The 26,577-nt window shown below is 33.8% G+C and carries 28 protein-coding genes and 1 pseudogene; 13 read left to right on the top strand and 16 right to left on the bottom strand.

From position 1 onward, the window contains the following. Nucleotides 1–174: 174 nt before the first annotated feature. Nucleotides 175–1,026 (bottom strand): cyanophycinase, encoded by an 852-nt coding sequence (locus tag H6F32_RS16730; protein ID WP_190370440.1) that lies wholly within the window; start codon nt 1,024–1,026, stop codon nt 175–177. A 768-nt stretch (nt 1,027–1,794) separates the two neighbouring features. Here H6F32_RS16730 and trmD point away from each other — a divergent pair. The 7 genes and pseudogenes from trmD to H6F32_RS16695 all read left to right on the top strand — a co-directional run. Continuing rightward, nucleotides 1,795–2,514 carry a tRNA (guanosine(37)-N1)-methyltransferase TrmD gene (trmD, locus tag H6F32_RS16725; protein ID WP_190370439.1) on the top strand — a complete coding sequence of 240 codons (720 nt, stop codon included), beginning with the start codon at nt 1,795–1,797 and terminating at the stop codon, nt 2,512–2,514. A gap of 21 nt (nt 2,515–2,535) precedes the next feature. Then, a complete protein-coding gene (ispF, locus tag H6F32_RS16720) occupies nt 2,536–3,018 on the top strand; it encodes a 2-C-methyl-D-erythritol 2,4-cyclodiphosphate synthase (RefSeq protein ID WP_190370438.1) in 483 nt (160 codons plus the stop codon). 30 nt (nt 3,019–3,048) lie between these two features. Then, nucleotides 3,049–3,201, top strand: coding sequence for a hypothetical protein (locus H6F32_RS16715; RefSeq protein ID WP_190370437.1), 153 nt, complete (start codon nt 3,049–3,051; stop codon nt 3,199–3,201). A 59-nt stretch (nt 3,202–3,260) separates the two neighbouring features. Further along, complete coding sequence (locus H6F32_RS16710; protein ID WP_190370436.1) at nt 3,261–5,042, top strand: ABC transporter substrate-binding protein; 1,782 nt, start codon at nt 3,261–3,263, stop codon at nt 5,040–5,042. Nucleotides 5,043–5,111: 69 nt separating this feature from the next. Beyond that, nucleotides 5,112–5,900: a nickel pincer cofactor biosynthesis protein LarB gene (gene larB, locus H6F32_RS16705; protein WP_190370435.1), complete on the top strand. Its 789-nt coding sequence runs from the start codon at nt 5,112–5,114 to the stop codon at nt 5,898–5,900. A gap of 40 nt (nt 5,901–5,940) precedes the next feature. Next, nucleotides 5,941–6,213 carry a hypothetical protein gene (locus H6F32_RS16700; protein WP_190370434.1) on the top strand — a complete coding sequence of 91 codons (273 nt, stop codon included), beginning with the start codon at nt 5,941–5,943 and terminating at the stop codon, nt 6,211–6,213. A 142-nt stretch (nt 6,214–6,355) separates the two neighbouring features. Continuing rightward, nucleotides 6,356–6,478, top strand: a pseudogene (locus tag H6F32_RS16695) (alpha/beta hydrolase); the annotation flags it as partial. A gap of 35 nt (nt 6,479–6,513) precedes the next feature. Here the strand turns inward: H6F32_RS16695 and H6F32_RS16690 are convergent. The 7 genes from H6F32_RS16690 to H6F32_RS16660 form a co-directional block, all read right to left on the bottom strand. After that, nucleotides 6,514–6,711 carry a CTB family bacteriocin gene (locus tag H6F32_RS16690; protein WP_190370432.1) on the bottom strand — a complete coding sequence of 66 codons (198 nt, stop codon included), beginning with the start codon at nt 6,709–6,711 and terminating at the stop codon, nt 6,514–6,516. Nucleotides 6,712–7,648: 937 nt separating this feature from the next. Beyond that, nucleotides 7,649–7,870, bottom strand: a complete 222-nt coding sequence (locus tag H6F32_RS16685; protein WP_190370431.1) for a hypothetical protein — start codon at nt 7,868–7,870, stop codon at nt 7,649–7,651. A 336-nt stretch (nt 7,871–8,206) separates the two neighbouring features. Next, the gene (locus tag H6F32_RS16680) at nt 8,207–8,452 is read right to left on the bottom strand and encodes a hypothetical protein (protein WP_190370430.1); all 246 of its coding nucleotides are present in this window, start codon (nt 8,450–8,452) and stop codon (nt 8,207–8,209) included. Beyond that, the gene (locus H6F32_RS16675) at nt 8,449–10,608 is read right to left on the bottom strand and encodes a peptidase domain-containing ABC transporter (protein WP_190370429.1); all 2,160 of its coding nucleotides are present in this window, start codon (nt 10,606–10,608) and stop codon (nt 8,449–8,451) included. The genes H6F32_RS16680 and H6F32_RS16675 overlap by 4 nt, the downstream gene beginning before the upstream one ends. An 84-nt stretch (nt 10,609–10,692) precedes the next feature. Further along, nucleotides 10,693–12,204 (bottom strand): HlyD family efflux transporter periplasmic adaptor subunit, encoded by a 1,512-nt coding sequence (locus H6F32_RS16670; protein WP_313926661.1) that lies wholly within the window; start codon nt 12,202–12,204, stop codon nt 10,693–10,695. A 112-nt stretch (nt 12,205–12,316) separates the two neighbouring features. After that, complete coding sequence (locus H6F32_RS16665; protein ID WP_190370428.1) at nt 12,317–12,679, bottom strand: CTB family bacteriocin; 363 nt, start codon at nt 12,677–12,679, stop codon at nt 12,317–12,319. Nucleotides 12,680–12,935: 256 nt separating this feature from the next. Then, complete coding sequence (locus H6F32_RS16660; RefSeq protein ID WP_190370427.1) at nt 12,936–13,631, bottom strand: diacylglycerol/polyprenol kinase family protein; 696 nt, start codon at nt 13,629–13,631, stop codon at nt 12,936–12,938. A gap of 62 nt (nt 13,632–13,693) precedes the next feature. Between H6F32_RS16660 and yidD the strand changes: the two genes are divergently transcribed. Further along, nucleotides 13,694–13,936: a membrane protein insertion efficiency factor YidD gene (gene yidD / locus H6F32_RS16655; RefSeq protein WP_190370426.1), complete on the top strand. Its 243-nt coding sequence runs from the start codon at nt 13,694–13,696 to the stop codon at nt 13,934–13,936. Nucleotides 13,937–13,985: 49 nt separating this feature from the next. Here the strand turns inward: yidD and H6F32_RS16650 are convergent, their stop codons facing one another. The 5 genes from H6F32_RS16650 to H6F32_RS16635 form a co-directional block, all read right to left on the bottom strand. Next, the gene (locus H6F32_RS16650; protein WP_190370425.1) at nt 13,986–15,185 is read right to left on the bottom strand and encodes a site-specific DNA-methyltransferase; all 1,200 of its coding nucleotides are present in this window, start codon (nt 15,183–15,185) and stop codon (nt 13,986–13,988) included. Between the two features lie 2 nt (nt 15,186–15,187). Next, entirely contained in the window at nt 15,188–15,532 is a 345-nt protein-coding gene (locus H6F32_RS20970; RefSeq protein WP_313926660.1) for an ApaLI family restriction endonuclease, read from the bottom strand. After that, entirely contained in the window at nt 15,507–15,815 is a 309-nt protein-coding gene (locus H6F32_RS20965) for an ApaLI family restriction endonuclease (RefSeq protein WP_199294607.1), read from the bottom strand. Before H6F32_RS20965 ends, H6F32_RS20970 begins: the two co-directional genes overlap by 26 nt. 29 nt (nt 15,816–15,844) lie before the next feature. Then, entirely contained in the window at nt 15,845–16,369 is a 525-nt protein-coding gene (def, locus tag H6F32_RS16640; protein WP_190370424.1) for a peptide deformylase, read from the bottom strand. Between the two features lie 78 nt (nt 16,370–16,447). Then, nucleotides 16,448–17,680: an HhoA/HhoB/HtrA family serine endopeptidase gene (locus H6F32_RS16635; RefSeq protein WP_190370423.1), complete on the bottom strand. Its 1,233-nt coding sequence runs from the start codon at nt 17,678–17,680 to the stop codon at nt 16,448–16,450. 148 nt (nt 17,681–17,828) lie between these two features. Between H6F32_RS16635 and dnaA the strand changes: the two genes are divergently transcribed. The 5 genes from dnaA (at nt 17,829) to H6F32_RS16610 (ending at nt 23,588) form a co-directional block, all read left to right on the top strand. After that, the gene (dnaA, locus tag H6F32_RS16630) at nt 17,829–19,175 is read left to right on the top strand and encodes a chromosomal replication initiator protein DnaA (RefSeq protein ID WP_190370422.1); all 1,347 of its coding nucleotides are present in this window, start codon (nt 17,829–17,831) and stop codon (nt 19,173–19,175) included. A gap of 275 nt (nt 19,176–19,450) precedes the next feature. Beyond that, nucleotides 19,451–19,882: a nucleoside deaminase gene (locus tag H6F32_RS16625; RefSeq protein ID WP_190370446.1), complete on the top strand. Its 432-nt coding sequence runs from the start codon at nt 19,451–19,453 to the stop codon at nt 19,880–19,882. A 135-nt stretch (nt 19,883–20,017) separates the two neighbouring features. Further along, entirely contained in the window at nt 20,018–20,401 is a 384-nt protein-coding gene (gene gloA / locus H6F32_RS16620; RefSeq protein WP_190370421.1) for a lactoylglutathione lyase, read from the top strand. 124 nt (nt 20,402–20,525) lie between these two features. Next, nucleotides 20,526–23,198 carry an ATP-dependent chaperone ClpB gene (gene clpB, locus H6F32_RS16615; RefSeq protein ID WP_190370420.1) on the top strand — a complete coding sequence of 891 codons (2,673 nt, stop codon included), beginning with the start codon at nt 20,526–20,528 and terminating at the stop codon, nt 23,196–23,198. 222 nt (nt 23,199–23,420) lie between these two features. After that, nucleotides 23,421–23,588: a hypothetical protein gene (locus H6F32_RS16610; protein ID WP_190370419.1), complete on the top strand. Its 168-nt coding sequence runs from the start codon at nt 23,421–23,423 to the stop codon at nt 23,586–23,588. 117 nt (nt 23,589–23,705) lie between these two features. Here H6F32_RS16610 and H6F32_RS20665 read toward each other — a convergent pair whose 3' ends face one another. From H6F32_RS20665 to csx19, 3 genes are read right to left on the bottom strand one after another with little or no spacing between them, the layout of a single operon-like run. After that, complete coding sequence (locus tag H6F32_RS20665; RefSeq protein ID WP_313926662.1) at nt 23,706–23,846, bottom strand: zinc ribbon domain-containing protein; 141 nt, start codon at nt 23,844–23,846, stop codon at nt 23,706–23,708. A gap of 49 nt (nt 23,847–23,895) precedes the next feature. Next, nucleotides 23,896–26,163 carry a TIGR03986 family CRISPR-associated RAMP protein gene (locus H6F32_RS16600; protein WP_190370418.1) on the bottom strand — a complete coding sequence of 756 codons (2,268 nt, stop codon included), beginning with the start codon at nt 26,161–26,163 and terminating at the stop codon, nt 23,896–23,898. A 2-nt stretch (nt 26,164–26,165) separates the two neighbouring features. Beyond that, nucleotides 26,166–26,411: a CRISPR-associated protein Csx19 gene (gene csx19 / locus H6F32_RS21255; RefSeq protein WP_395939627.1), complete on the bottom strand. Its 246-nt coding sequence runs from the start codon at nt 26,409–26,411 to the stop codon at nt 26,166–26,168. Nucleotides 26,412–26,577: the final 166 nt, after the last annotated feature.

Here is a 26,577-nt window from a genome sequence, read left to right as displayed (position 1 = left end):
TCGAACCAAAATTCTAGTTTCTTACTGAAATTAACCGCCAAACTGTTAACCATGAACAGTTTTTTCTTTTTAGATGGTATTTATTCTAAAATTTTGCCAAAATGCTAGAACAGTCATCATATTGCGGTTAATCGTTCTGTAATTAAAACAGACTTTCATCCATCGGCTAAAAGTTCAATGGATTCCAGGTAAAACAGTACGCTGGTAAAGATGGAAACGATCTCCGTAGCTGAGGATATGTAATCTTAAATTGTGTACAGTCAAGGGTTCATTGGCACTGATGTGAGGTTCGTTAGTGTGGGTTAGTTCAGTAGGATCAACGATAGTAACACTACCTTTACCTAACACTTGTAACCAACCATCACGTTCAAACATAGCACAGGTATCTTCGTCAATGCCAATACCTAAGCGATCTGGATGAGCAGCGATCGCACTAATTAGTCTACCCATACGATTGCGATTATGGAAGTGTTGATCAACAACAACTTCAGGTATGAAACCTAAACCCGTTGCCATATCCACCAAAGAGCGATTTGGCGTTTCCCCACTGCCACCACCGGCAATCATGTGATGACCCATAACTGCTGCCCCTGCGCTTGTTCCTGCTAGGGTTAATTGTCCTGCTCTTACCCGTTGACGGATAATTTCCATGGCCGGAGTATCGGACAGGACTCCACAGAGACGTAGTTGATCACCTCCAGTTAAAAACACCCCAGTGCAGGATTCTAGGGATGTTTTTATCTCTGGTTTTTCACACTGTTCTCTTTCCCGAATGTCTAAAATTTCCACCTTTTCCGCACCCATTTCTTCAAAAATGCGAATGTACCTACCACCAATAATGGCAGGTTCACGGGAGGCGGATGGAATTATTGTAATATACGCCTTGTTACCTCCAGCACGTGCAACAAAAGTTCTCAGGATATCTCTTCCATGAACTTTGTCTTCCGCACCTCCGATAACTAAAACGGCGGTTTTAGTTGCTTGGGGTGTCCTCATTTCCAGCGATTCAGCTTTAATAAGCGGCATTGTGCTTCTTTTCCATAAAACTTATACAATGCTGATAGCGTAGCGTGGCGCAAGCCATACATTGCCGTTTATGTGCAAGACAAAACATACTTATGTTACTCATATTTAAACAAAGTTAAAGATAAATAGAACATTTTGTTGTTTTCTTCCTGTTTCTTCCAAGTCCTGTAATGGTTTCTTGTCCACAGGCGTAAATTCCGCGCTTGCCGGGCGTACTCTTTCCATAGAACTATTCCTCAAAGTATATAGAATAATCGGCCTTGCTGACTGTGAGTATGAGTTGACATTTTTTTTCACCACATCTGGAAAACACAGTTTTGGCACTTTTACCCTAAGTCATACACAAGAACGGTTAGTAAAATTCATGATCTCAACTAGCAAGGCTGAATCATCTTGTGAAATTAATCTGATTTCTCAATTTTGGGCTTTTGGTTAGATGACAATTGAGAAATTTAGTGGTAGAGAATATTTAAACATAAATTTAGTAATTATATAAGTAACTAGAAAAAATTCCCCATAATTTTCTTTGCTCGTTTGCTGGACTCAGGTGACAAGCGACTGGCGATCAGGTAGATGTGACAAATATCCGTGATAGAATAATTACGAATCGTGACTCACGCATCACCAATTATTGCCTATTCACTGTAATCTATATATGGGTGGATCTGTTAACTTTGCTCATTTTTGCTAAATATTGGACATTTTACCCATAGTTTGATTACCTCTGTCGGCTAGTTCTCATATTACTTTAATTCCCTACAAATTACTGTGCGTTTTGATATAGTTACACTTTTTCCTGACTGTTTTAATTCTGTGCTGAGTTCTGGTTTATTAGCTAAGGCTTTAGCTAAACAGATCGCTAAAGTACATTTAATCAATCCTAGAAATTTTACCACAGATAAACATCATAAGGTAGATGATGAACCCTATGGTGGAGGTGTGGGAATGTTGATGAAACCTGAACCTATTTTTGCTGCGGTGGAGTCTTTGCCTGTTTTACCGCGTAGAGATGTAATTTTTATGAGTCCCCAAGGACAAACTATGAATCAATCTCTATTAAAAGAATTAGCAACAAATTATGATCAGTTGGTAATAATCTGTGGTCATTATGAAGGAGTTGATGAACGGGTTTTAAATTTGGTAACTCGTGAAGTATCTTTAGGTGATTTTATCTTGACTGGCGGAGAAATTCCCTCTATGGCTTTATTAAATGGTGTGGTGCGATTATTACCCGGTACAGTAGGTAAAGAAGAATCTTTGAAAGCAGAGAGTTTTGAAGAAGGTTTATTAGACTTTCCCCAATATACTCGTCCGGCAAATTTTCGCGGCTGGAAAGTTCCAGATGTGCTATTAAGTGGTAATCATGCAGCGATCGCTCGTTGGAGATTACAACAGCAAATTCAGCGTACTGGTTTACGTCGTCCCGATTTACTGGAAAAATGGCAAGAAGATAGGGAACAAGGAACAGGTGACAGTAAGATGATTTAATTAATAACTAACTTAATAACTATGAAAATCAGAATTGGTAACGGTTACGATATACATAAATTAGTCAGCGATCGCCCATTAATCTTAGGTGGTGTGCATATTCCTCACACACTTGGATTATTAGGACATAGTGATGCGGATGTGCTTACCCATGCCATTATGGATGCTATGTTAGGCGCGTTATCATTAGGTGATATAGGTCATTACTTTCCACCGACAGATATTAAATGGAAAGGAGCAGATAGTTTAGTATTATTAAAACAAGTGCATCAACTAATATTAGAAAAAGGTTGGCAAATTAATAATATTGATTCCGTAATTGTGGCGGAAAAACCCAAATTAAAACCACATATTTCTGCGATGAAAGAAAAATTAGCCGCTGCTTTACAACTAGAACCAGATCAAATTGGAGTCAAAGCTACCACCAATGAAAAACTTGGACCAACAGGAAGAGAAGAAGGAATTTGTGCTTATGCTGTGGTTTTGTTAATCAATAGTAATTAATAGCTAATTAATAATAGAGAGGATGTAAAAATGCTGAGTTTATATAAAACAGAAGAACTAATTAACATCAGACTAATTGCCAATATCTGGAATGAGGAATTTAACTCACCAGAAAAAATAGAAAGTTCATTAGCAAAGCTAAGAATAAGAAATGGAGAAACTTATTTACAAAATTATGAATAAAATATGAACAAAAGTAGATAATTTTATATAGTCAATTTATATTTACCAGGAAGATTAAAGTGACCTTAACAACAAAAATTCTCTCTCATAAAAAACCTCTCTGGTTAATTATCATCATTGCATTTTTAGCCATCACAATGACCGCTTGTAACCCAACTAAATTAACCAAAAAAAGCGAAAAAATTCCCCAACTAGTCACAAGTATTCTGAGCGATCCTAAAACATTTAACGCTGCATTAAGTTCCGAATCTCCCAATATTTTCGGTTATACTTATGAAGGATTATTAACTCAAAATCCCATTAATGGTAAACTAGAAGGATCATTAGCCAAATCTTGGGAAATATCACCAGATAAAACCAAAATTACCTTTACCATGCGCGAAGGTTTAAAATGGTCAGATGGACAACCATTAACAGTAGATGACGTAGTATTTACCTATAAGGATATTTATCTCAATGAAGCAATTCCCACAGATACCAGAGACGTTTTAAGAATTGGTAAAGAACGTAAATTACCAACAGTGAAAAAAATAGATAACCGCAGAGTAGAATTTAGTGTACCTGAACCCTTTAGACCTTTTTTATTAAATACTGGAGCATCAATTTTACCTGCTCATGTGTTAAAAGAATCAACTATTAATAAAGATCAAGATGGTAAACCTTTATTTTTAAGTAAATGGGGAGTGGATACTCCTCCACAAGAACTTATTGTGAATGGACCTTATAAATTAGAAAGATATGATACTAGTCAACGGGTAATTTTTCGTCGTAACCCCTACTATTGGAGAAAAGATACTCAAGGTAAACCTCAACCGTATATAGAACGTATTGTTTGGCAAATTGTCGAATCAACAGATACTTCATTATTACAATTTCGTTCTGGAGATTTAGATACTATTGCTGTTGCTCCTGATTATTTTTCATTGTTAAAAGCCCAGGAAAAACAAGGTAATTTTAAAATATATAATGGTGGTCCAAGTTCTGCTACTTCCTTTATTTCCTTTAATTTGAACAAGGGAAAAAGAGAAGGTAAACCATTAGTTGAACCCATTAAATCTAAATGGTTTAATAATGTACAATTTCGTCAAGCTGTAGCTTATGCTATTGATAGACAAACCATGTTAAATAATACTTTTCGTGGTTTAGGAACATTTCAAAATTCCCCTATTTCTGTACAAAGTCCTTATTATTTACCTCCAGAAAAAGGTTTAAAGGTTTATAAATATAATCCTGAGAAAGCCAAGGAATTATTACTAAAAGCCGGGTTTAAATATAATGACAAAAATCTCTTAGAAGATGCTGAAGGTAATCAAGTGAGATTTGGATTATTAACTAATGCAGGTAATAAAATTAGGGAGTCTATGGGTTCACAAATTAAACAAGATTTAGGTAAAATTGGTATTCAAGTTGATTTTACTCCTTTAGCTTGGAATACTTTTATAGATAAACTTTCTAATACTTTGGACTGGGATGCTTGTTTAATAGGTTTAACTGGTGGTTTAGAACCTAACGATGGTGCAAATGTTTGGTCACCAGAAGGAGGTTTACATATGTTTAATCAAAAACCCCAAGCAGGACAAAAACCCATTGAAGGTTGGGAAGTTGCTGACTGGGAAAGGAAAATTAATGATCTTTATATTCAAGGAGCGCAGGAATTTGATGAGGATAAGTTAAAACAAATTTATGGCGAAAGTCAACAATTAACTCAGGAATATTTACCTTTTATTTATTTGGTTAATTCCTATGCTATGTCTGCTATTCGTAACCGTTTTCAAGGGATTCAATTTTCTGCTTTAGGAGGTGCTTTTTGGAATATTCACGAAATTAAAATCACCCAATAATTGACAATGGACAATAGACAATTAATAATTATTTATTACCTATCACTAGTCAACAATTAGTAAATTACTGTGCATCAACCTGAAAATTTGCGATCGCTCTTAGAATCTGTGGCCAATGGTACAATTACCCCAGATACCGCTTTTGCATCCCTCAAAGATTTAGCTTATCAATCTGTGGGAGATTTTGCCAAAATAGATCATCATCGTCAATTAAGAACTGGTTTCCCGGAAGTTATTTGGGGACAAGATAAAACCGTAGATCAAATTTATCAAATTATGGAAGTGATGCGCGATCGCTCTTCCATAGTTATGGCCACTCGCATTCAACTTCATATTTATGCTGAACTACAGAAAAAAGTACGAGGTTTACAATATTATCCACAGGCCAGAATTTGCGCTATTATTAACAGTGAAATATCTATCAAATATCCTGGTAAAATTGGTATTATATCCGCCGGAACTGCCGACTTACCCATTGCAGAAGAAGCTGCGATAACCGCAGAATTACATGGTTTTGATGTACTACGTCTTTGGGATGTGGGAATTGCAGGTATTCATCGTTTACTTAATAACCGTCATCTGCTAGAATCAGCATCAGTGTTAATTGTGGTCGCAGGGATGGAAGGAGCTTTACCTAGCGTAGTTGCAGGTTTAGTAGACTGTCCTGTAATCGCTGTTCCCACTAGTATCGGATATGGGGCAAATTTTTCTGGATTAGCACCTTTATTAACCATGCTTAATTCCTGTGCAGCAGGTATAGGAGTCGTTAACATTGATAATGGTTTTGGTGCAGCAGTTTTAGCCGGGCAAATTTTAAGAACTTCCGCAAAATTACCCTTGACAAAAACAACAGATTAAAGTAGAAGTAGGAATTGCGTATAATTACGGTATTGATATTATGGAACACTTAAATGATTTCCTGTTAGGAAATTTAGACTTGCATCTCAATGTTCATATTAGTTTTCTCCATAATTTTGCCCATATTAATTCCATAACTGGTGATCACACACATTTTTTTATGACTGGTGATTATACCAGTATAAAAGATCCTGATCTTCTTGGACAAATAGAAAAAGCCTGGAATACTTTTGTGAAAAGTGGGCAAATTTGGGCAATAATGATAGGTATTGTGGTTGGTTATATTTTTAAGTCTTTAAGTAGTTTCGGATAAAGTGATTTTGGAGTTCAGATTTGTAATTTTACATGGTTAATAAATAGGGTTTAGAAATACTAAACCCCCTAAAATACTCAGAATTGAATTTGATTAAGAAACAGCTACAATGGCAGGGTTAAAAGTTTCTGTTGCGATTGTTCAAGAGTTAGCCGTATTTTCTACTGTGAAAAAGTTTATTTCTCTAGAAGGAATTAGTCATTGTCCACAGGATGAAGCACCTGATTTAGTTAATAGTATTTTACTTGATTGGATTGGTGAATAACGTTACTCTGTATCCATTTTTTACAGATATATTATTTACCACCAATGGTGGTGTCTATGTCCATACCAACCATTTCCATAACCAGGTCCGTAGCCATGATGTCCATAGCCATGTCCTCCGTAGCCATGATGTCCATAGCCATGTCCATACCAACCATATCCTCCTGCAATAACTTCTTGTTGTTCTGTGGATAATTCTGTGAACAATTCTGATGAAATGGTTTGATGAGACATATTTTTTTACCTCAGTTCTTCTATATATATTTTGAATAATATTGAGAATAATTGAATTATTCTATAGTAAGAAATTTTTTGGTCAAAATATCAATAAAATCTAACTGGAAAAGTAGAACTTTTGATATAGTCAAGAGTTGGAGAGGTTTTTTATTTTCCGATGATCAAAAATGCTCTTTTTGTAAATATTTCCTTGTATTTCCGATGATTAAGTGATAATTAAGTATTTATATGTTAAGCGATAATTGACGAAGAAAATATCTCTTATGACAGTGCAGAATTAAATGTATTATCCAGCTTGAGAATTATGATTTTCTTATCAATGATAGTTATATTTTAATTGTTAGCTAATAAACCAGCTAATGCCAATTAAGTCAATGAGGTAAAATGATGTCAGTTAATAAGATTTCATCCCAGCTACTTACTGATTTACTTGTTGAAATATCAGCAGAACAACAAGAATTTATCATGGGTGGACAACATTACTGTCCTAAAAGGATTTTCATCAGCGCTCGATGTGGTTACTATGTACCAAGAGAAAGAGAGTCATAGTAGCAAATGATGAAATGATGACCAATAAGAACATAGTGACTATGGTTATGCTTCTCAACTGAAAATTTGATAAAATCTGTAGAGACGTTCGAGAGAATGTCTCTACATTACTGTTAATATCTTCTTATTGACATCTTTGAAATAAGATACTCCATTTATTAAAAATCGGATCTTTAAAAACTGAGGTTTTATATATTTTCATATTGCTGTTAATCATACAATGAAATACCCAATTTTATTATTTATCTTCAAATGATAGATGATAGTAATTTTATGATAAATTCTTCTACTTGATAAGTAAATATCACAAAAAATCCCCGATATCTTTAATAAATCGGGGATCTGCAAACTTCACCTTATTTAAACTTTGAGAAAACCCAAATTATTAAGTTGTAACCAAGTATGCAGGACGATAAATAAAGGGACGATAAATTAAGAAGTTATATCTTTTAGTAGTTTGATCTTCTCTTTGATCATCATCATCTTTTCTTTCTTCTTCTCGATTTTCTTCTGATGCTAATAATCTATGACATCCTCCTGTTAATAATTCCTGTTCTGTTGTGGTTAAATCAATTACTAAATTAGATGCGATCATTTGATGTGACATAACTATTTACCTCAGTTATTTTCAGTGATTTATTGTAGGTGTTTAAAACCTATATTTCTATTTATAAATAGAATTTTTAATTATTAAATTACCCTAGAGAAATATCTTAAATATCGGAATCTAATACTTCGGAAATATACAATAATAAATCTCAATAAAGCTAAGAAAAAACCGACTTTTAATAAAAATCGGTAGATGAGGAAATCATTTTTTTTAATTTTTAGGTTTTCAGCACTATTTCAACTATTTTTAAGTCGAAATATCAAGACTGAATATAAAAAATAATATGTTATAAATCTTTTAATTATTAGCAAATTATCGAGTCTGAGCTATTTTTCAAAAGACTGGAAATGACAAATAAATAGTAACTTGCGAAAATTTATATTTAGTGGTTTGGGCGAGTTTTTCTCCTGTGGTAAGAGTTACATTATTAACTCCTTCTGTTTCCACGTCATTTTTTTGGAAGAATATATTATTGAGATAATTATTTAGTTCATTTACTTGGTTATTTTGACCACCAATAATAGATTCTTGCTCTGAATTTGAAAGAGTGGTAAATAATTGATGTTGAGTACTATTCATATAGTTAAAAACTGTAAATGTTCTCCAGGTAAAGAATGAAAAGTTTGTAAATTACCTTGCAGTTTAACCTGACCTTTATCTATGAGAATAATCCAGTCTGCACGTTGAATTACACTAGGACGATGAGTAATTAAAATTGTGGTTTTTCCTCTACGATATTCTAAAAGACGATCTAAAACGTGAACTTCACTGATAGGATCTAATCCTGCGGTAGCTTCATCTAATATCAGTATAGGTGGATTTGTGAGTATTCCGCGAGCGATCGCTAATCTTTGTCTTTGTCCTCCAGAAAGGTTTGCACCAAATTCTCCTAATACTGTTTGATATTTATTAGGTAATTGACTAATAAATTCATCAGCATCAGCAATATCACAGGCTTTAACTATTTCTTCAAAACTAATAGATGGAGTTCCTAATCTAAAGTTTTCTAAAATTGAACGACTCCAAAAATGCGGTTCTTGGGGAACATAAACCACTTGTTGACGTAAACAGTCTAAAGCAATATCGTGAATATTAAAAACGCCAATTCTAATATTACCAGAATCCAACTCATATAAACCAGCAAGTAATTTAGCTAAGGTACTTTTACCACATCCTGACTTACCAATTAAGGCAATAGTTTTTCCTCCAGGAATTTTTAAATTAAAATCTTCTAATAAATCAATTCTTCCAGGATGATGAAAATTAAGATGAGAACAATGAATATCTACATCTGGAGCAATTGTAGCCACTGGTTTTTGAGTTCCTCCTACCACTTCAGGAGTTGCATCTATAACTTCTAATAATCGAGAAACTGCGGTTTGGGATCTAAAATATTCATCAATGAAACTAATCAAAGAACTAATTAAAGCTAAAACATTAATTTGTAAAGCATTAAAAGCTAACATTTGTCCAATACTTAAATTACCTTGAATGACTAAAATACTACCTAATCCTAATAATATTACTCCTCCTAATGTAGATAATACTTTGGCAACAGTACCGTTAATAATTCCTATTTGAACCGTACTAAAAGCTAAATTTGCTAAACGTCCAAAACGACTTTGAAACTCTTCCCAAAATTGGGGAGCAGCGTTAGTAGTTTTCATGACTTGAGCACCTTTAAATGTTTCTACTAACACACCTTGATTTTCTGCTCCTAAGACTAATAAACTACGGGTTTTTTGTTGCAAAATTGGTAAAAATGGTAATGTTGCTAATGCCATAACACTGGCAATTAATATTACTGCAATGGTTAATTGCCAACTATAAAATAACATTAAACCAAAGGAAATTACCGCAATGAAAAATTGACTGGGTAAAATAACAACAATTTGGGAAATTAACTGATTTATTTCGCCAATATCGCGTAATCTACTGGTAATTTCTCCACTACGTCGAGCTTCATAATAGTTTAAAGGTAATTGTAATAATTTGCGTCCAAAATCTAGGACTAAACCTAATTGTAATCTTTGTCCAAAATGAGAAATCATCAGGGACTGAAAGATTTGTAAACCTCCACTAAATAAACTCATTACTACCACTGCGGCAATTACAACCGTGAGAAGTTGTGTATCTCCTCTGACTAAAACATCATCGGTTAATATTTGAATTAAAACTGGTGTTCCTAATGCTAATAAACCAAGAACAATATTAATTAATAAAACATGAGTTAGTAGACCACGATAGGGTAAAATTCTCCTAAAAAAGCGAATTAAACCACCTTTTGATTTTTCTTGGGGTTGTTCAAAAAAGCGATCAGGATCGGGTTCTAATAATAACATTACCCCTTGCCAAGCCTTTTCTAATTCTGCTTTGGTAATGTAACGAATACCCACAGCAGGATCGGCAATAACAAATTTTTTGCCTTTTTTACCATATAAAACTACCCAATGATAACCTTGCCAATGAATAATCGCTGGTAATGTAATTTCTGTGATTCTATCAATAACTTCGGGAGATGCTTTCACTGCTCTGGCATTAAAACCTAGATTTTCTGAACCTCTTTTTAATCCTAATAATGTTGTTCCTAATTGTCCTGTTCCTACCGATTCTCGGCTTTTAGTCATGCTGAGAAAACGCCCATAATATTTAGAAATTGATGCTAAACAAGCTGCACCACAATCTTCTTCACTTAGTTGTAAAGTACAGTGGTATTTTGGTTGTTTTGTGAACATATTTTTGGAATTTATTGATGTTTAATTATGATTATTTTGTTTCACGCAGAGTCGCAGCGTCACAGAAAGACGCACACTATTAAATTACAAGTTAGCTATTAATTTGGCTTTTCTGAGAATAAATTGTAGGATGGTTTCTTGTCGAGAAATTATATCAGCACGTCCTTCCATTCCTGATTTTAAATAACAGGTATGTTCTCCTTTTCCTAAATATGTGCTGCTAGGTTCTATGTTGACTTCGTAGGTAGCTTGTGTAGAGATGATGCTATTATTTTGATAATTATTTTGTGTACCTGATATAGCATCAGCAGCAACGGTTTTTACTTTACCTTTGAGTATGCCATAATCTGGATAGGGACAAGCAGAAACTTGCATTTTTACGGTTTGTCCAGGTTTGATTTTATCTATGTCTTTCACGGAAACATGGGCTTTAATGATTAAATTAGCATTAATAGGAACTATTTGAGCCAGGGTTTGACTAGCTTGTAATACCTGTCCAGAATTACGTAGTTTCAGTTGGGTAATTGTACCTGTGCTGGGGGAAATAATTATAGTTTTTTTCAGTTCATTTTCTGTTTGTTGCAATTCTTGAATATTGCGAATTATTTGTTTTTGTAATTCTAAACGTTGTTGAATTAGGGTTTCTGCATCTTTATTCAATGCGGCTAAAGTGGTATTTCCTCTAGCTATTTCTTGGTTAATTCTCGCTGATGCTGCTATGACATTGGAGTTAGTGGGATTAATGCTAATTCGGGCTTTTTCTAGGTTAATTTCTGCTAATTTCACCGCTTGAATTTTCTCTTCTAGAAGATTTTTAGCATTAGATTTGGCTTGTTCTAATTTGGCTTGGGCAGATTTAACATTTTGAATTTTTTCCTCTATTAAACTGCGTGCTATTGCTCCTGAAGTAGAGATATTTTGTAAGCGATCGCGTTGTAATTTCGCTAGTTGCAAGGCTGTTTCCGCTTCTTGAACTGTAGCAGTTAATAGGTTCTCTCTTTGCAATCTTGCTAATTGATCTTGAGCTAATTTTAAGCTAATTTGCGCTTGAATCATATCTGCATTAGCCTTAGTTTTTGCATCTTGATAGTTGCGTTGATTACCAGTTAATTCAGCTTTAGCTGCGGTGACAGTGCGATGATTAAAGTCAGTTTGAGCATTTATTTGAGTTCTAATTTCTCGAATTTGAGCATCTACTTGAGTTAATTGTAATTGACTTTGTTGCAGACTTTTTTCTAATTGTTTTTTTTGAGATTGTAATTGAGTATCATCCAAATAAACAATCACATCTCCTTTATTAACTAGTTGATTTTCTTTAACAGCAATTTTTTTTACAGTTCCATTTATAGCCGACTCAACTAATTTTAATTCTCCCACTGGTCGGATATTAGCAGGAACTTTAACAGTGACATGATAACGTAATACAGAAGCCAAAAATATAGCAGCAACAAAGGTACTAATTAAAACTCCTCCGCCCACATTTATCCATGCACCAATATGGGGAAGAAATTCATTTACTTCTAATATATGCAAATCCTCTGAATTTGGTTCTTTAAACCTCAACCAATTATTTTCTCTGTGGTTTAAAAAGCTCACATTATTACACCTTTTGGGATTTAAAATTAGTATTTTTCGTAGGATACATCAACTGTAGAAAAGTTGATGCACCCTACAATTTACAACTTATCAATTATTGATTATATGATGTTTATTGTGGACCTGGTTGTGGACCTGCTTGTGGACTTGGCTGTGAACCTGGTTGTGAACCTGGTTGTGAACCTGGTTGTGCAACTCCATCAGGTAAAGTTGCTGGACCTAAAGGAGTAATATTCAGAGGAAGTTCTCCTCCTAAACCCATGAAATCTTGCGCCGCAGTGATAATAAGATTACTGTTACCTCCAGAGTTTGCTGTACTACCTAATGGTCCAGAAGTACTTGATCCCATTAAAACTGCACCTTGATTAGCAAAATTACTACCATTAAGAGAAAAATTCGCACCACCAGTTAACAATTCCTGTTCTTTATTAGATAAATTCAGGAATAAGTCTGAAGTCATTATTGGATCTGACATAATTCTTAGCCTAGTTAAAGAAATTGAATCTTTGAATCTAATTAGGTGTTACTTCACCTAACAAATTAACTATAAGCATTATTGTCTAGCAATTCATAAACCTACAGATATAAAGTAAAATTTATATTTTTATCTCTTTAAGTATAGACAAAATACCGATTAAAGTAGAGACAAAATACAGAATAAAGAATAATATGATGTTATTATAAATGAAAAGATCCTCCATATATCTAACAGGTCGAGGATCTTATCTTTTTCATAATCTAGTTAATACATAAGCAAAAATCGCTGTACCAATGGGTACTGTTAAATTGTCCACTCCTAAATAAGAAAAAGCCTCTAAAAAAGTAGCGAATAATGCTACCATCAGAGAAATTACACAAACTATTGGTATATTATTTATCAAAGAATATAATATAACACTAGAGATAAAGAAACTAACTATGGTGACGGTTAATGAACCTTCCCAACTTTTTTGTGAACCAAATATTTGATATTTGTGTTTACCAAATCTTTTACCAATTAACGCTGCTAAACCATCTCCCCAAGCCATAATCATAATTCCTAATGCAGCAAATTCAGGATGATGAATTGGCCAGAAAATAGCAGTTAAAACTCCAATACTGACAGCATAAAAAAATGTTCCTAAACTATGTCTCCCCACACTATTAATACCAGGAAGCAGGGGAAATTTGTAGGATAATAAAGTAATAATACTCGCAATAATTGAAGCATAAATTCCCACAAAAGCGGGAATATTTAACCACCAGGCTATTAAAATAACATTACCTGTACCAATATGTACTATTTTTCTAATTATTTCCGTTTCACTATTAGTAAAGCGATATTTTAACCAAGCAATCATCATAATTAATGCTACCCAAGCCGCCGCCGGTAATATTTGCAGCCACAATGGGATCAGAGTTTCTTGTGCAAAAATGGTAGTAAACAATGATTTAATGAAGTTATTAGTATTGACATTTCTACTTTATTAGATTTTGGTGATTATTTGTGATGAAAATGATCTTAATTTGGCTAATTAAAGGTTATCGTTTGTTTATTTCTCCCCTATTTCCGCCTACTTGTCGCTTTCAACCAACTTGTTCTATGTATGCTATTCAAGCCATAGAAAGATTTGGAGTTTTTAAAGGTACTTGGATGGCTATATGTAGAATTGCACGCTGTCATCCTTTTCATCCAGGAGGTTATGATCCTGTTCCAGAGGTGAAAAAGTGTGATTGTGATCATGAAAAATAGGTAAGCATTCAGCTATCAGCTATTTTTGATAATTGTTAAAAGGAGTATCTTATAATTTATGAACCTCCAAATTATGAGAATATTTATTGATAATAAAATCATAAGCATCAATAACTATTATTTGATGATCTTCTATCACACAAGGTAACAATCTATGATAATTTTCATGGGTTCTAACTAAAATCATCACTTGACATTTTTTAGATTTACTGGCTAAAATTAATCTTTCTTTTGCTGTTTCTAAATCTTCATCAGATTTTTGAATTTTAATAGTTACAGGATAACCTTGAATATGATATTTTAATAGTCCATCTATACCATTATTACGTTCCACTGGTATAGCATCCATAGCTTTTAAAATATTCCGTTCATACTCACTTTTTTGTAAGTAACTCCCTTCGCCATTATTAAGTAAATTAGATGTGGTTTTTATTGGTTCAATTAATCTTTTTTCTGTTAATTGTACAGCATCTAATGATATATCTATTCCCATAGCTTCTCGTCCGAGAATTTTAGCAGCAACTAAAGTAGTTCCACTTCCACAAAAAGCATCAAGAATAGGATCACCTTCATCTGTGGATATATTAATAATTTGTTCTAAGAGTAAAATTGGTTTTTGGGTAGGATAACCTACTCTTTCTTTAGCTTTTGGATTTAAAAAAGGTATATTCCACACATCAGATAAAGGAACTCCTTTTTTTTCTTTATTGATGATAATTTCTCCTTGTTTATCTCTTTGATAAATAGATTTACCTAAGTGATTTTTTTGTCTTGATTGTAAAATTTGTTCTACATTGGTTGTAGGGGAATAATCAGTATAAATTCTATTAAATTTAAAGTCTTTTGTTTTGCTATAAAAATAAATATTTTGATGACTATTTAAAAGACCTTTTTTAGAATTTGACCATCGTTTATAAGTCCAGATAATTTCACTTTGAAAGTTATCAATTCCAAAAATTTCATCAAGTAATATTCTTAAATGATGGGAAGCAGTTTGATCACAATGTAAAAATATAGTTCCATCTTGTTTAAGAATACGGTGACATTGTATTAAAATTTTATGCATGAATTTGAGATAATGATCACGAGAATCCCAATGATCCTGAAAACTATATTCTACTTGATTATCTTTACTCATCAAAGAATGAGTTTTTTGGGTAAAAAATGGCGGATCAAGGTAAATCATTTGCATACTACCACTATCAATTTTTGGTAATATTTCTAAACTATTTCCGTGTATTACTTTCATTTTTACTCCATGATTTGATTAGTTTTTGCAATATCTAATAAAATTTGTTTTAGATTAATATTTGTACTGCTAAAAATATAATCCCATGCTTGATCACCTGCATAATATTCTCCACCTACTCCAGTATAAATGGTTTCTAAAGTTGATTGTATTTGTCTAGCTTGTTCACGGTTTGGATAATAAAACATCACTCTAATTGGTTTAAAATTATCATCTTTTATTGATTGTATACGAGTATGTTCCTTAGTAATATGATCACCATCAGTAATAGCATCACGCCATTTTATTTCTATTGCATCTTTACCAATTAAACAATCTATTTCAAATTGTTTTGGTTTTTTTTCCACGAGAGTTTTTAATTTTATCTTTTGCAGCATCGGGAAATTTCGTTTTAAAACATAAAATTGCAGCTTCTTCTAAAAAAGCTCCTGCATACTTGTATAAAAACCGTCCTTTATTTTGGTAAATATCAATTAGTTCTCCTTCTTCTTCACTAATTCCCAAGACAGTATATATTAAATAATGGGATTTGTCATCAAGTTTCATTTCTTGAATACGCTTATTTATTTGGTTATTTAAAGATAATGCGTACTTGTCAGCTAACATTTTAATTTCCATTTCAATTGACATAAATTTTTATCCTTTTGATGTCTAATGACTTATTTAACTATCTTTTGATATTCTTCCTCGGAAATCAAATCTTGAGTATTTTCTACCCTATCTAAAAACACTAACCCATCTAAATGATCATATTCATGCTGAAAAATTCGCGCCACAAAACCTGTTAATTCCTGCTGTTGTAAATTGCCAAAACGATCGCTATATTCTACAGTAATACTTTGATATCTAGGAACTAAACCCCTAATTCCAGGTACACTTAAACAACCTTCCCAGTCTTTAACAATTTCCTCAGAATGGGCAATAATTCGGGGATTTATCATGGCTGTAGGCTGCATTTCTGGAGCGTGAGGATATCGTGCATTGGGACGAGATGCGACAATAAATAAACGGTAAGATTGGGCTATTTGTGGTGCAGCAATACCCACACCATTAGCTGTAATTACGGTAGTTAATAATTCGTCTATTAATAATTGCATTTTCTCATCTTTGATATTTTCAATTACTTGAGATTCTTGACGAAGTACAGGATTGCCTAATTTAATAATTGTCATGGTTTCACTCATCTTAGTATTAAAAATTTTCTAACATTTGCTAACCAGCCATCAAGCAAATTTTATTGCTGAAGGCTGATAGCTATTATATCAATTTTCCCGATTAGTTGGTAAAGGTTCTGGAATTACGGAAACATTGATAATTTGTTGATTTCTTTGGATTTTAATTGGTAAAGGAATACCAACTTTACTCTTTTCTACTATTTTCTGCACTTGATCAACTTTAGTCACAGATTGATTATTAATACTTTGAATTACATCCCCTGGTTTTAAACCCCCTTTAGCTGCGGGGGAATTGCGTACTATTCTCACTAATAATACTCCTTTATCTGCCACTAAATTGATTCTATCCCCAAATCTTTGTAAAATTCTTTCCTTAACTTCTGCTGTTAATGTTACCATTTGAATACCCAAAAAAGGATGATCTACTCTACCTTTAGAAATTAATTGTTCTGCTATTTTCTGTACTGTATTAATCGGAATAGCAAAACCTAAACCTTGCGCTCCTTGGATAATTGCAGTGTTCATGCCAATTACTTCTCCACGAGAATTTAATAATGGTCCACCGGAATTACCAGGATTAATTGCTGCATCAGTTTGTAAATAATCAACCCGTTTATCACTAGCACCAATATCACTACTAGAACGTCCTGTGGCACTAATAATTCCCGATGTTACTGTATTATTTAGTCCTAAAGGATTACCAATAGCAATTACCGCTTCTCCTGGTTGTAAATCATCAGAATTACCTAAAGATAATGCAGGTAAATTATTAGCATCAATTTTAATTACTGCTACATCTGTAATGGGATCTTCTCCTAATACTTTACCTTTAAAAGTTCTGCCATCTTTGAGGGTAATTGTTACTAAATCTGCTCCATCAACTACATGAGAATTAGTTAAAATTTGCCCTGATGAATTAATAATAAACCCTGATCCGCTTCCTCTTTCTACTCTTTGTCTTTGTTGCGGTATTTGATTACCAAAAAATTCCCTGAAAAAAGGATCAGAAAATTGATTAGGAACTTGAGTAGTAACTGTTTTTTGCGAATCAATTCTCACTACAGCACTACCTGTTTTCTGCACTACTTTAACCACAAAATTAGGATCTCCAGATGCACCAAAAATCGCTGGAGGTGTGATAGTTGATTTTGTGGTAGTACTTGTGTTATTGGTTTGTGTATCACTAGGATTAATTTCTAAGTTAGTTTTACTGACAGCAGAACAACTAGTTAGCAGTATAGCAGCTATACTACAAATTACTAGCCATTTATGGTCATAGTTCTGGTATATTTGGGAAATATCGAATTTTTTGTTCATCATTAGTTCTCCTGTTAATTTTGTGTCAGCTATCAACTATATTAAACTATATTAGATTAGTTATTGGCTGATGATTGGCTGATGATTGGCTGATGACTGATAATGGCTGATAACTGATTATAGTTGATAATTATTAGTTAAGGTGACATTTATGGAAATTTCTGTAGATAGTTTATGGAATCAAGTATTAGAAAGGTTACAATTAGAATTGTCTCGTCCTAGTTTTGAAACCTGGATTAAAACTGCTAAAGCACAACAGTTAGAAAATAATTGTTTAGTTATCCATGCTCCTAACCCTTTTGCTAGTAATTGGTTACAAAAATATTATATTCATACCATTGCTAATATAGTGGCTGATATTTTAGGCTATTCAGTGGAAATTTATATAACTGCTACAGAAAATGTGGAAATCAGTCAGGAATTATTAGCTATTAATCATATACCAGAAAATGTGACGATAAATCAACAAAAAAGTTCAGCTTTAAACTCAAAATATGTATTTTCTCGCTTTGTAGTTGGTGCGAATAATCGCATGGCTCATGCTGCGGCTTTAGCTGTGGCTGAATATCCTGGTAGAGAATTTAATCCTTTATTTTTATGTGGAGGAGTGGGTTTAGGTAAAACTCATTTAATGCAAGCTATTGGTAATTATCGTTGGGAAATTTGCCCAAGTTCTAAAATATTTTATGTTTCTACGGAACAGTTTACTAATGATTTAATCACTGCTATTCGTGAAGATAAAATGCAGGTTTTTCGGGAACATTATCGCGCTGCTGATATTTTATTAGTTGATGATATTCAGTTTTTAGAAGGTAAGGAATATACCCAAGAAGAGTTTTTCTATACTTTTAATACTTTGCATGAATCTGGTAAACAAATTGTGATTGCTGCTGATCGTCCTCCTAGTCAAATTCCTCGCTTACAAGAAAGATTATGTTCACGATTTTCTATGGGTTTAATTGCTGATATTCAAAGCCCAGATTTAGAAACTAGAATGGCAATTTTACAAAAAAAAGCTGAGTATGAAAATATTAATTTACCAAGAAATGTAATTGAATATTTAGCTACTAATTATACTTCTAATATTCGGGAATTAGAAGGAGCTTTAACTCGTGCTTTAGCTTATGTTTCTATTTGGGGTTTACCGATGACTGTAGAAAATCTCGCGCCAATTTTAGGTACTCCTAGTCAAAAAGTTGTGACAACTCCAGAGGTAATTTTAAATATTATTTCCGAGGCTTTTGATATTTCTATTGAAGATTTAAAAAGTAATTCTCGCAAACGGGAAATTAGTTGGGCTAGACAAATAGGAATGTATTTAATGAGACAACATACCGGATTAAGTTTACCAAGAATTGGTGATGAATTTGGAGGCAAAGATCACACAACAGTGATGTATAGTTGTGATAAAATTAGCCAATTACAAGCTACAGATCAAAGTTTAGCACAAACATTAAAACAGTTGAGCGATCGCATTTTAATGTCTAATTACTCCTAAATACCAATTGATTTATTGTGGCCAACAGGAAAACTTTCCATTGCTAGTAACCCAAGTTGCTAGTTATTAATTTTCGGATATTTTGTACTCTATAGGGTACGTCAGACGGAATAATTTAGGTTAAAATTACCAATTTTAAGATTCTGACGCACCCTACTTCATCTAACGGGCAACTTACGTTAGTATAATATTGTAGGAATTTTAAACAACAAGATCCCGGACTTCTTCAAGAAGTCCGGGATCTGCATCAAGGAGAATTAACAATGGATGTACAAATAGATGAATTTATGCAAGCCGCAATTTCTGAAGCTAAACAAGGTAGAAAAGAAGGAGGTATTCCCATTGGTTCAGTATTAGTAAAAAATGGTAAAATCCTAGGAAAAGGACATAATAAAAGAGTCCAAGATGGTGATCCTGTAACCCATGCAGAAATAGACTGTTTAAGAAATGCAGGACGCATCGGAAACTATCGCGGAACAACTCTTTATTCTACATTAATGCCATGTTATTTATGTGCTGGTGCTGTGGTACAATTTGGTATTAAAAAGGTCATTGCTGGCGAATCAAAAACCTTTCCTGGGGCTAAAGAATTTATGGTATCTCATGGAGTAGAAGTCATTGATTTAAACTTAGATGAATGTCAACAAATCATGAAGGAATTTATTAATGAAAAACCAGAATTATGGAATGAAGATATTGGTAAATAACCATTCAATATCCCCCACTTCTTAAAGAAGTCGGGGATCTGAGTTAACTAAACTATTGATTAATTAAGTATTCAATGGTAACTTAAAGAATTAAATCATCATTAAATCATGAAATTCCCATAGGTGACAGAGAATATGCGATTATTACATACCATGTTAAGAGTAGGTAATTTAGATACTTCCTTACAATTTTACTGTGAAGTCCTGGGAATGAAGTTACTACGACGTAAAGATTATCCAGATGGTAAGTTTACCCTAGCTTTTGTCGGTTATGGTGAAGAAAGTGATCATACTGTCATCGAATTGACCTATAATTGGGGTGTGGACAAGTACGATTTAGGTACAGCCTATGGCCATATTGCTTTAGGAGTAAATGATATTTACTCGACTTGTGAACAAATTAAACACCGAGGTGGTAAAGTAGTTCGTGAACCAGGTCCGATGAAACATGGTGCAACCGTAATCGCTTTTATACAAGATCCAGATGGTTATAAAGTTGAACTAATTCAACTAAAATAACTGAAATTCATTATTAAATCATTGGATCTAGTGGGCTTGGCCCACTGTATAAATTACATCTGAGAATAGATAACAGTTGACCAAATCTCATTAATCTAATTAATCTAAACTAAAATTTTTGACAATGCAACTGACAAATCCTGATAAATTTACTGATACTGCTTGGGATGGAGTGATCAAATCTCAAGATATAGTCCGCGCTTATCAACAACAACAGTTAGAAGTTGAACATTTAATAATTGCACTTTTACAAGAACCTAGTAGTTTAATTACAAATATTCTCATTCGTGCTGGTATTGATACAAATAGATTTAAACAACAATTAGAATCTTTTACTCAGCGTCAACCTAGAGTGGGTAAAAGTGATCAATTGTATTTGGGGCGTAATCTCGATATAATGCTTGATCGTGCTGATAACATTCGCGCTAAAATGCGTGAAGAAGAAATATCTGAATGTCATATTTTACTAGCATTTGGTGAAGATGAACGTATTGGAAAACGATTATTTAAAAGTTTTAATATAGACATTAATCAAATAGAAGCAAATATTAAATCTGTCCGCAATACTTCCACTCCTAAACCAACATCAGCACCGGAAGCGGATGCACCTGTGGAAGCATTAAAAAGATTTGGCAGAGATTTAACAGAACAAGCTAAAGCAGGAAAGTTAGATCCCGTAATTGGACGCGATGAAGAAATACGTCGTGTGATTCAAGTGTTATCTCGACGTAGTAAAAATAACCCTGTGTTAATTGGAGAACCAGGAGTAGGAAAAACAGCGATCGCTGAAGCATTAGCCCAAAGAATGGTAAATGGCGACGTTCCCGAATCTTTAAAAAACCGTCAATTGATATCTTTAGACATTGGTAGTCTCATTGCTGGTGCAAAATACCGAGGTGAATTTGAAGACCGACTAAAAAATGTTCTCCATGAAGTTACTGAATCTAATGGCCAAGTAGTCCTGTTTATTGATGAACTACATACCGTAGTAGGAGCAGGTTCTAATCAACAAGGATCAATGGACGCAGGTAACTTATTAAAACCAATGTTAGCACGTGGAGAACTGCGTTGTATTGGTGCAACTACTTTAGACGAATATCGCAAATATATAGAAAAAGATGCAGCGTTAGAAAGAAGATTTCAACAAGTATATGTAGATCAGCCTACCGTAGAAAATACAATTTCCATATTAAGAGGACTAAAAGAACGTTATGAAGTACATCATAACGTCAAAATTGCCGATTCAGCCTTAGTAGCAGCAGCCACATTATCAGCGCGGTATATTGCTGACCGCTTTTTGCCAGACAAGGCTATAGACTTAGTAGATGAAGCAGCCGCAAAATTGAAAATGGAGATTACCTCCAAACCTGCGGAATTAGAAACCATTGATAGGCGGTTAATGCAGTTAGAAATGGAAAAACTCTCCTTAGCAGGAGAAGAAACCCATACACCCCAAACTAAGGAAAGATTAGAACGGATTGAATTAGAAATTAGCACCTTAACAGTTAAACAACATACCTTTAATGAACAATGGCAAGGGGAAAAACACCTATTAGAAGCTATTAGTGATTTAAAAAAAGAAGAAGATACCCTCAGAGTGCAAATAGAACAAGCCGAAAGAGATTATGATCTTAACAAAGCCGCACAACTAAAATATGGCAAATTAGAAACCGTACAAAGAGAACGGGAAGAGAAAGAAGCGAAATTATTAGAATTGCAAAGTCAAGGTTCAACCCTACTACGAGAACAAGTAACCGAGTCTGACATTGCGGAAATAGTCGCCAAATGGACTGGAATACCCGTAAACCGCCTATTAGAGTCAGAAAAGCAGAAATTACTCAAATTAGAACAGCATTTACATCAAAGAGTCATCGGCCAAGAAGAAGCAGTGGCCGCAGTATCCGCCGCAATACGTCGCGCCCGCGCTGGAATGAAAGATCCCTCTCGTCCTATTGGTTCATTCCTATTTATGGGACCCACAGGAGTAGGTAAAACGGAACTTGCTCGCGCACTAGCTCAATTTTTATTTGATTCGGATGATGCTCTGATAAGATTAGATATGTCCGAGTATATGGAGAAACATTCAGTATCTAGGCTAGTAGGCGCGCCTCCTGGTTATGTAGGATACGAAGAAGGAGGACAACTTTCGGAATCTATACGCCGTCATCCTTATTCTGTCGTACTTTTAGACGAAGTGGAAAAGGCACATCCCGATGTATTTAATATACTATTGCAAGTTTTGGATGATGGTAGAGTTACGGACTCTCAAGGTAGAGTGGTAGATTTTAGAAATACCGTGATTGTGATGACGAGTAATATCGGAAGTGAACATATATTAGATGTTTCTGGCGATGATACGCAATATGAAATCATGGAAAATCGCGTTATGGAAGCATTAAGGAAACACTTCCGCCCCGAATTTATTAACCGCATAGATGATACAATATTATTTCATGCTCTTAGTCGTGATGAAATGCGGTATATTATTAAGATTCAACTCAAACGAGTGGAAAATCTATTAAAAGAACAGAAAATTTCCTTTGAAATATCACCAGCCGCTTGTGATTATCTTGTAGAGGCTGGTTATGATCCTGTATATGGCGCACGTCCATTAAAAAGGTCTATTCAACGCAAAATTGAAAACCCCATTGCGACAAAATTGTTAGAAAATACCTTTGTTGCTGGGGATACAATTCTCATAGATATGAGTGACAATACTATTACTTTTACTAAGAAAGTAGTGATAAATGTACCTAATACTATGAAATTATTAGAAGCATCATCAATAAGTACCTAAGCATAATTATATTAGATGATAGGGAACAGGGAACAGGGAACAGGAATTGAAACACTGGTTTAGTCAAATAAGCTGTAGCACTCACTGTATAACCAAAAAACCTGAAATTACACTAGCGCAAGCATCTTGCTTGCATTAATTATCCAAATTAAAAGCACAAGCATCTTGTAGCGCAAGCATCTTGCTTGCATTAATTATCCAAATTAAAAGCACAACACCTTAATGGTACAGTATGGTGCTAATGTTAATGTTTCCAGTCCTGATTGGGTAGTAAAGCAAGTTAAAGATGCTTTGAGAAAACCTTATGATAATTACGTGGATGAAAAACAAACCTTTTCCCTGATCCAGTGGAGATATTTTGCCGGTGGGGGAATTAGGAAAAAGTGTTGACATACTCACCGACCTAAAGGCGCGGTGATTCTTGACGCTTCACTGACTGATGCTACTTAAGTAGTCTTACTCTGCCTCTGCGTTCGTTTAGAGTCGTGGCAATGCCCTATCCCGACTTTATTGATATTTTTGGTTTTCATCACAGTCCTGTTCAGTTCCACAATTTAAACACTGAATTTTCCGAATTTTTAAATCAAGTTTACCCCATTTGTATCCACATTCAGAGCCAACTTGACTTGTTGCTTCCCATCTACTAATAACACGGAACTCTCTATTAAACTTTTGTGACTTAGGATCGCTGTTTTTATCATTCTAATCTCTTCACTTTTCTAATACTTCTATTTTGATATTTTTCAATGGTGACTTTAACTATATCACCTATAGAAAGATGAACTTCTTTCTTTTTAACTTCTTCTTTTACAAAAGAAGTATAACCTTGAATTTCATAAATAATTGTAGTACTTAATTTAGTCTTTTTACCATCCGGTATATTTTGTTGATTAACATTAATTACTCTAGCTTCTACAATTTGACCTTCTGCAAATTCTTGAACTGGTAAAATTTCAGAAATTACTTGTAAAGGTGTTGGTAAAACTGGCCTTGCTTTATATTCGTTCGGATCATCTCCAATACAAGGTTTTTCTTTGCGTTCAATTTCCATGTATCTTGTGTTATCTAAATAATCGGGTGAAGGATTTTCTTCCCAAGTTAGCATAGCTAATAACATTTGGATTCTAGGTATTTGACTTAATCTACTTATTGTTTCGTAATTACCTAATTTTTTCAGTTCAGAAATTATATGTTCTTCAAATTTATCCTTGTATTTGACCGATATTTCTTTGGTTTTTGGAAGATACCAGTTATTACTATAAAATAACTGATCATATCTGTTTCTTCTCTGATCTAGAAAAAGCTCATAGCTAATTTTTATAGCACCCATTCCTAAAGGTTTACCCATTCCTAATGATAGGCGGTATTTATCATCTTGAGCAATATCAAGAACCCACATCAAAGCGCCTAATTCAACTTTAGTTAGATTTTCAAAATGAATGGTAAATTCAAAATTTACTCCAGGTTTAATAGGTTTAATTTGAGTAACTTGTGTATCAGATGCTTCTTTTGGTGTTGGATGTGCAATTTCTGGGTTACTTCCTTTATGCCAATAAAGTTTATGACCTCTAATTACAGTATCTTTGATTGGTTCACTAGCATAGTGTTTTAACTTTTTCTTGTCAGCATTTACTTCTTCTGGTTGTACTAAATAGTGTTGAAATGTAGTAGGTTTAGGACTTGCAAGAATTTTAGGTATGATAGAATTATTTTCTAGCCAAATATCATTTTCTCTGGTACATTGTGCATTACTGATAAACACTCTACCAGCATAACTTTGAGCTATTTCTTCAGATTCTTTTTTTTGTCTTACGAAACCAAAAATTGCCTCTGCAATATCAATAACAGAAGAATTTAGTAAATTAGGGGGAATAAAATCCATAGCAGATGCGGCTTTTGCTTGACCTTTAGGATAATAGGGAATACGGAAATTAGGACTTTGACCAAATAATTTTACAGCTTGTCCTAGTTTCGGTTCACAGTAAAAAATCGCACGTCCTTGTTTAAGAACTCCCATTTCTGAATCAAATGGAGGATTTTGTTGTTGAAAAGCTGTTAATGATTTTTGATAATCTTGAATAGCATACTTATCATCAATGGGTATTAATTTCGCGTTAGAGTCAGGTTCTCTGATTAGGCAATGATTTTTACGTTTTATTTCTTTTGGTAATGTTGTTGCACCTTCTAACATATTACCACTGGTAATTAAAACTCCAGTGTAATAATAAGTCTGACTATTTGAACTAAATTTTTGAGCAAATTTACGATTATTTTTAGTTTGAATATCCTCAAAACTAACATTCATAAAATATTGAGGACGATATTTATTAGGATCTAATATATTCTGAATGGGAATATATCCAGAAATGCCAGCTTTCAAAACAGTTTTTTCTTTAATCCAAACAAATGGAGAATTATCAATAGTTTTTGCAGGACGTATAAACCATTTATCTCCTTGTTTGTGGAGATAACCAGCTTTGACATTTTTACCTTGTTTACCTAGATGAAATGTATATTCATCTTTTAAGGGGTCATCTTTATCAGCAGCTACCGCACGAAAATAGAATTTTTGAGCATTAGAAACTTTATCAATTTTACTAAAAGTAATAATTTCAACCAAATTCCTTAACATCCCTCTCAAGCTACTACCAGGAATCACAGGTTTTAGAGATTTTTCTAAAGGACTAGTATAAAAGAAGTCCGGTAAATCTTTGGAATCTGCACCACATTCAAATTCTTCCTGTGTGAATCCACATCTAATGTAAAGAGGTGATTCAGTAGTTAAAATACATTCAATTCTACCAGTGTAACGATTTTCACTCTGTGCATAATAACGGTTTTGTTGTGGTAGAGAATCTGGGGATACTTCTACAACCGATTCTGGTAATTCTACAAAATTATAGGGTGCGATCGCTTTACGATTATTACCATTATCTGGAACTTCAGAAATATGTCTAGGATTCATTTTTAAATCTCCTTATTTGTTAAATCAACCAAACGACTTAGATAAATACGAGCAACACCCGAATCATCAAAATCAATGTAATGACGAACTATTAATCTAACTTTATTTTTTAGTTCACCATTTTTTCCTAATTCAATATCTTTATCTTTAAAAGGTACAAAAGGTACAGCGTGTTTCAGCCCTTGTGAACGATCCCATAATAAAGTAAACCCATTTTCATGATGCTTCCCGTGTGTTCCCCAAAGAATTTGTTTTTCAGTAATATAATCATCCTTTTTTAAATGGTCTAGGACTTACGCATTGACAGAATAAAAAAATAGTGCATTGATAAATAAGGGTCGTCTAGTAATCGGTATGGGAGAATGAGAGAAATTACTAAACTCTCGACAGCACAATGCAACATAGACATCTACA

The sequence above is a fragment of the Anabaena sp. FACHB-1237 genome (genome assembly GCF_014696225.1).
Classification (GTDB): domain Bacteria; phylum Cyanobacteriota; class Cyanobacteriia; order Cyanobacteriales; family Nostocaceae; genus FACHB-1237.
The sequence above is the reverse complement of the archived record's forward strand: the minus strand, read 5'-3'. Positions and strand labels throughout refer to the sequence as shown.

What these genes read in the sequence shown, in the direction of transcription:
- H6F32_RS16730 (WP_190370440.1), bottom strand. Translation starts at nt 1,026, where the DNA reads ATGCCGCTTATTAAAGCTGAATCGCTGGAAATGAGGACACCCCAAGCA.
- H6F32_RS16685 (WP_190370431.1), bottom strand. Translation starts at nt 7,870, where the DNA reads ATGTCACATCAAATGATCGCATCTAATTTAGTAATTGATTTAACCACA.
- H6F32_RS16600 (WP_190370418.1), bottom strand. Translation starts at nt 26,163, where the DNA reads ATGAATCCTAGACATATTTCTGAAGTTCCAGATAATGGTAATAATCGT.
- H6F32_RS16635 (WP_190370423.1), bottom strand. Translation starts at nt 17,680, where the DNA reads ATGATGAACAAAAAATTCGATATTTCCCAAATATACCAGAACTATGAC.
- H6F32_RS16650 (WP_190370425.1), bottom strand. Translation starts at nt 15,185, where the DNA reads ATGAAAGTAATACACGGAAATAGTTTAGAAATATTACCAAAAATTGAT.
- H6F32_RS16665 (WP_190370428.1), bottom strand. Translation starts at nt 12,679, where the DNA reads ATGTCAGATCCAATAATGACTTCAGACTTATTCCTGAATTTATCTAAT.
- ispF (WP_190370438.1), top strand. Translation starts at nt 2,536, where the DNA reads ATGAAAATCAGAATTGGTAACGGTTACGATATACATAAATTAGTCAGC.
- def (WP_190370424.1), bottom strand. Translation starts at nt 16,369, where the DNA reads ATGAGTGAAACCATGACAATTATTAAATTAGGCAATCCTGTACTTCGT.
- yidD (WP_190370426.1), top strand. Translation starts at nt 13,694, where the DNA reads ATGAAAATGATCTTAATTTGGCTAATTAAAGGTTATCGTTTGTTTATT.
- H6F32_RS16700 (WP_190370434.1), top strand. Translation starts at nt 5,941, where the DNA reads ATGGAACACTTAAATGATTTCCTGTTAGGAAATTTAGACTTGCATCTC.
- clpB (WP_190370420.1), top strand. Translation starts at nt 20,526, where the DNA reads ATGCAACTGACAAATCCTGATAAATTTACTGATACTGCTTGGGATGGA.
- H6F32_RS16690 (WP_190370432.1), bottom strand. Translation starts at nt 6,711, where the DNA reads ATGTCTCATCAAACCATTTCATCAGAATTGTTCACAGAATTATCCACA.
- H6F32_RS16610 (WP_190370419.1), top strand. Translation starts at nt 23,421, where the DNA reads ATGGTACAGTATGGTGCTAATGTTAATGTTTCCAGTCCTGATTGGGTA.
- H6F32_RS16680 (WP_190370430.1), bottom strand. Translation starts at nt 8,452, where the DNA reads ATGAATAGTACTCAACATCAATTATTTACCACTCTTTCAAATTCAGAG.
- H6F32_RS20965 (WP_199294607.1), bottom strand. Translation starts at nt 15,815, where the DNA reads ATGTCAATTGAAATGGAAATTAAAATGTTAGCTGACAAGTACGCATTA.
- gloA (WP_190370421.1), top strand. Translation starts at nt 20,018, where the DNA reads ATGCGATTATTACATACCATGTTAAGAGTAGGTAATTTAGATACTTCC.
- H6F32_RS16675 (WP_190370429.1), bottom strand. Translation starts at nt 10,608, where the DNA reads ATGTTCACAAAACAACCAAAATACCACTGTACTTTACAACTAAGTGAA.
- H6F32_RS16715 (WP_190370437.1), top strand. Translation starts at nt 3,049, where the DNA reads ATGCTGAGTTTATATAAAACAGAAGAACTAATTAACATCAGACTAATT.
- dnaA (WP_190370422.1), top strand. Translation starts at nt 17,829, where the DNA reads ATGGAAATTTCTGTAGATAGTTTATGGAATCAAGTATTAGAAAGGTTA.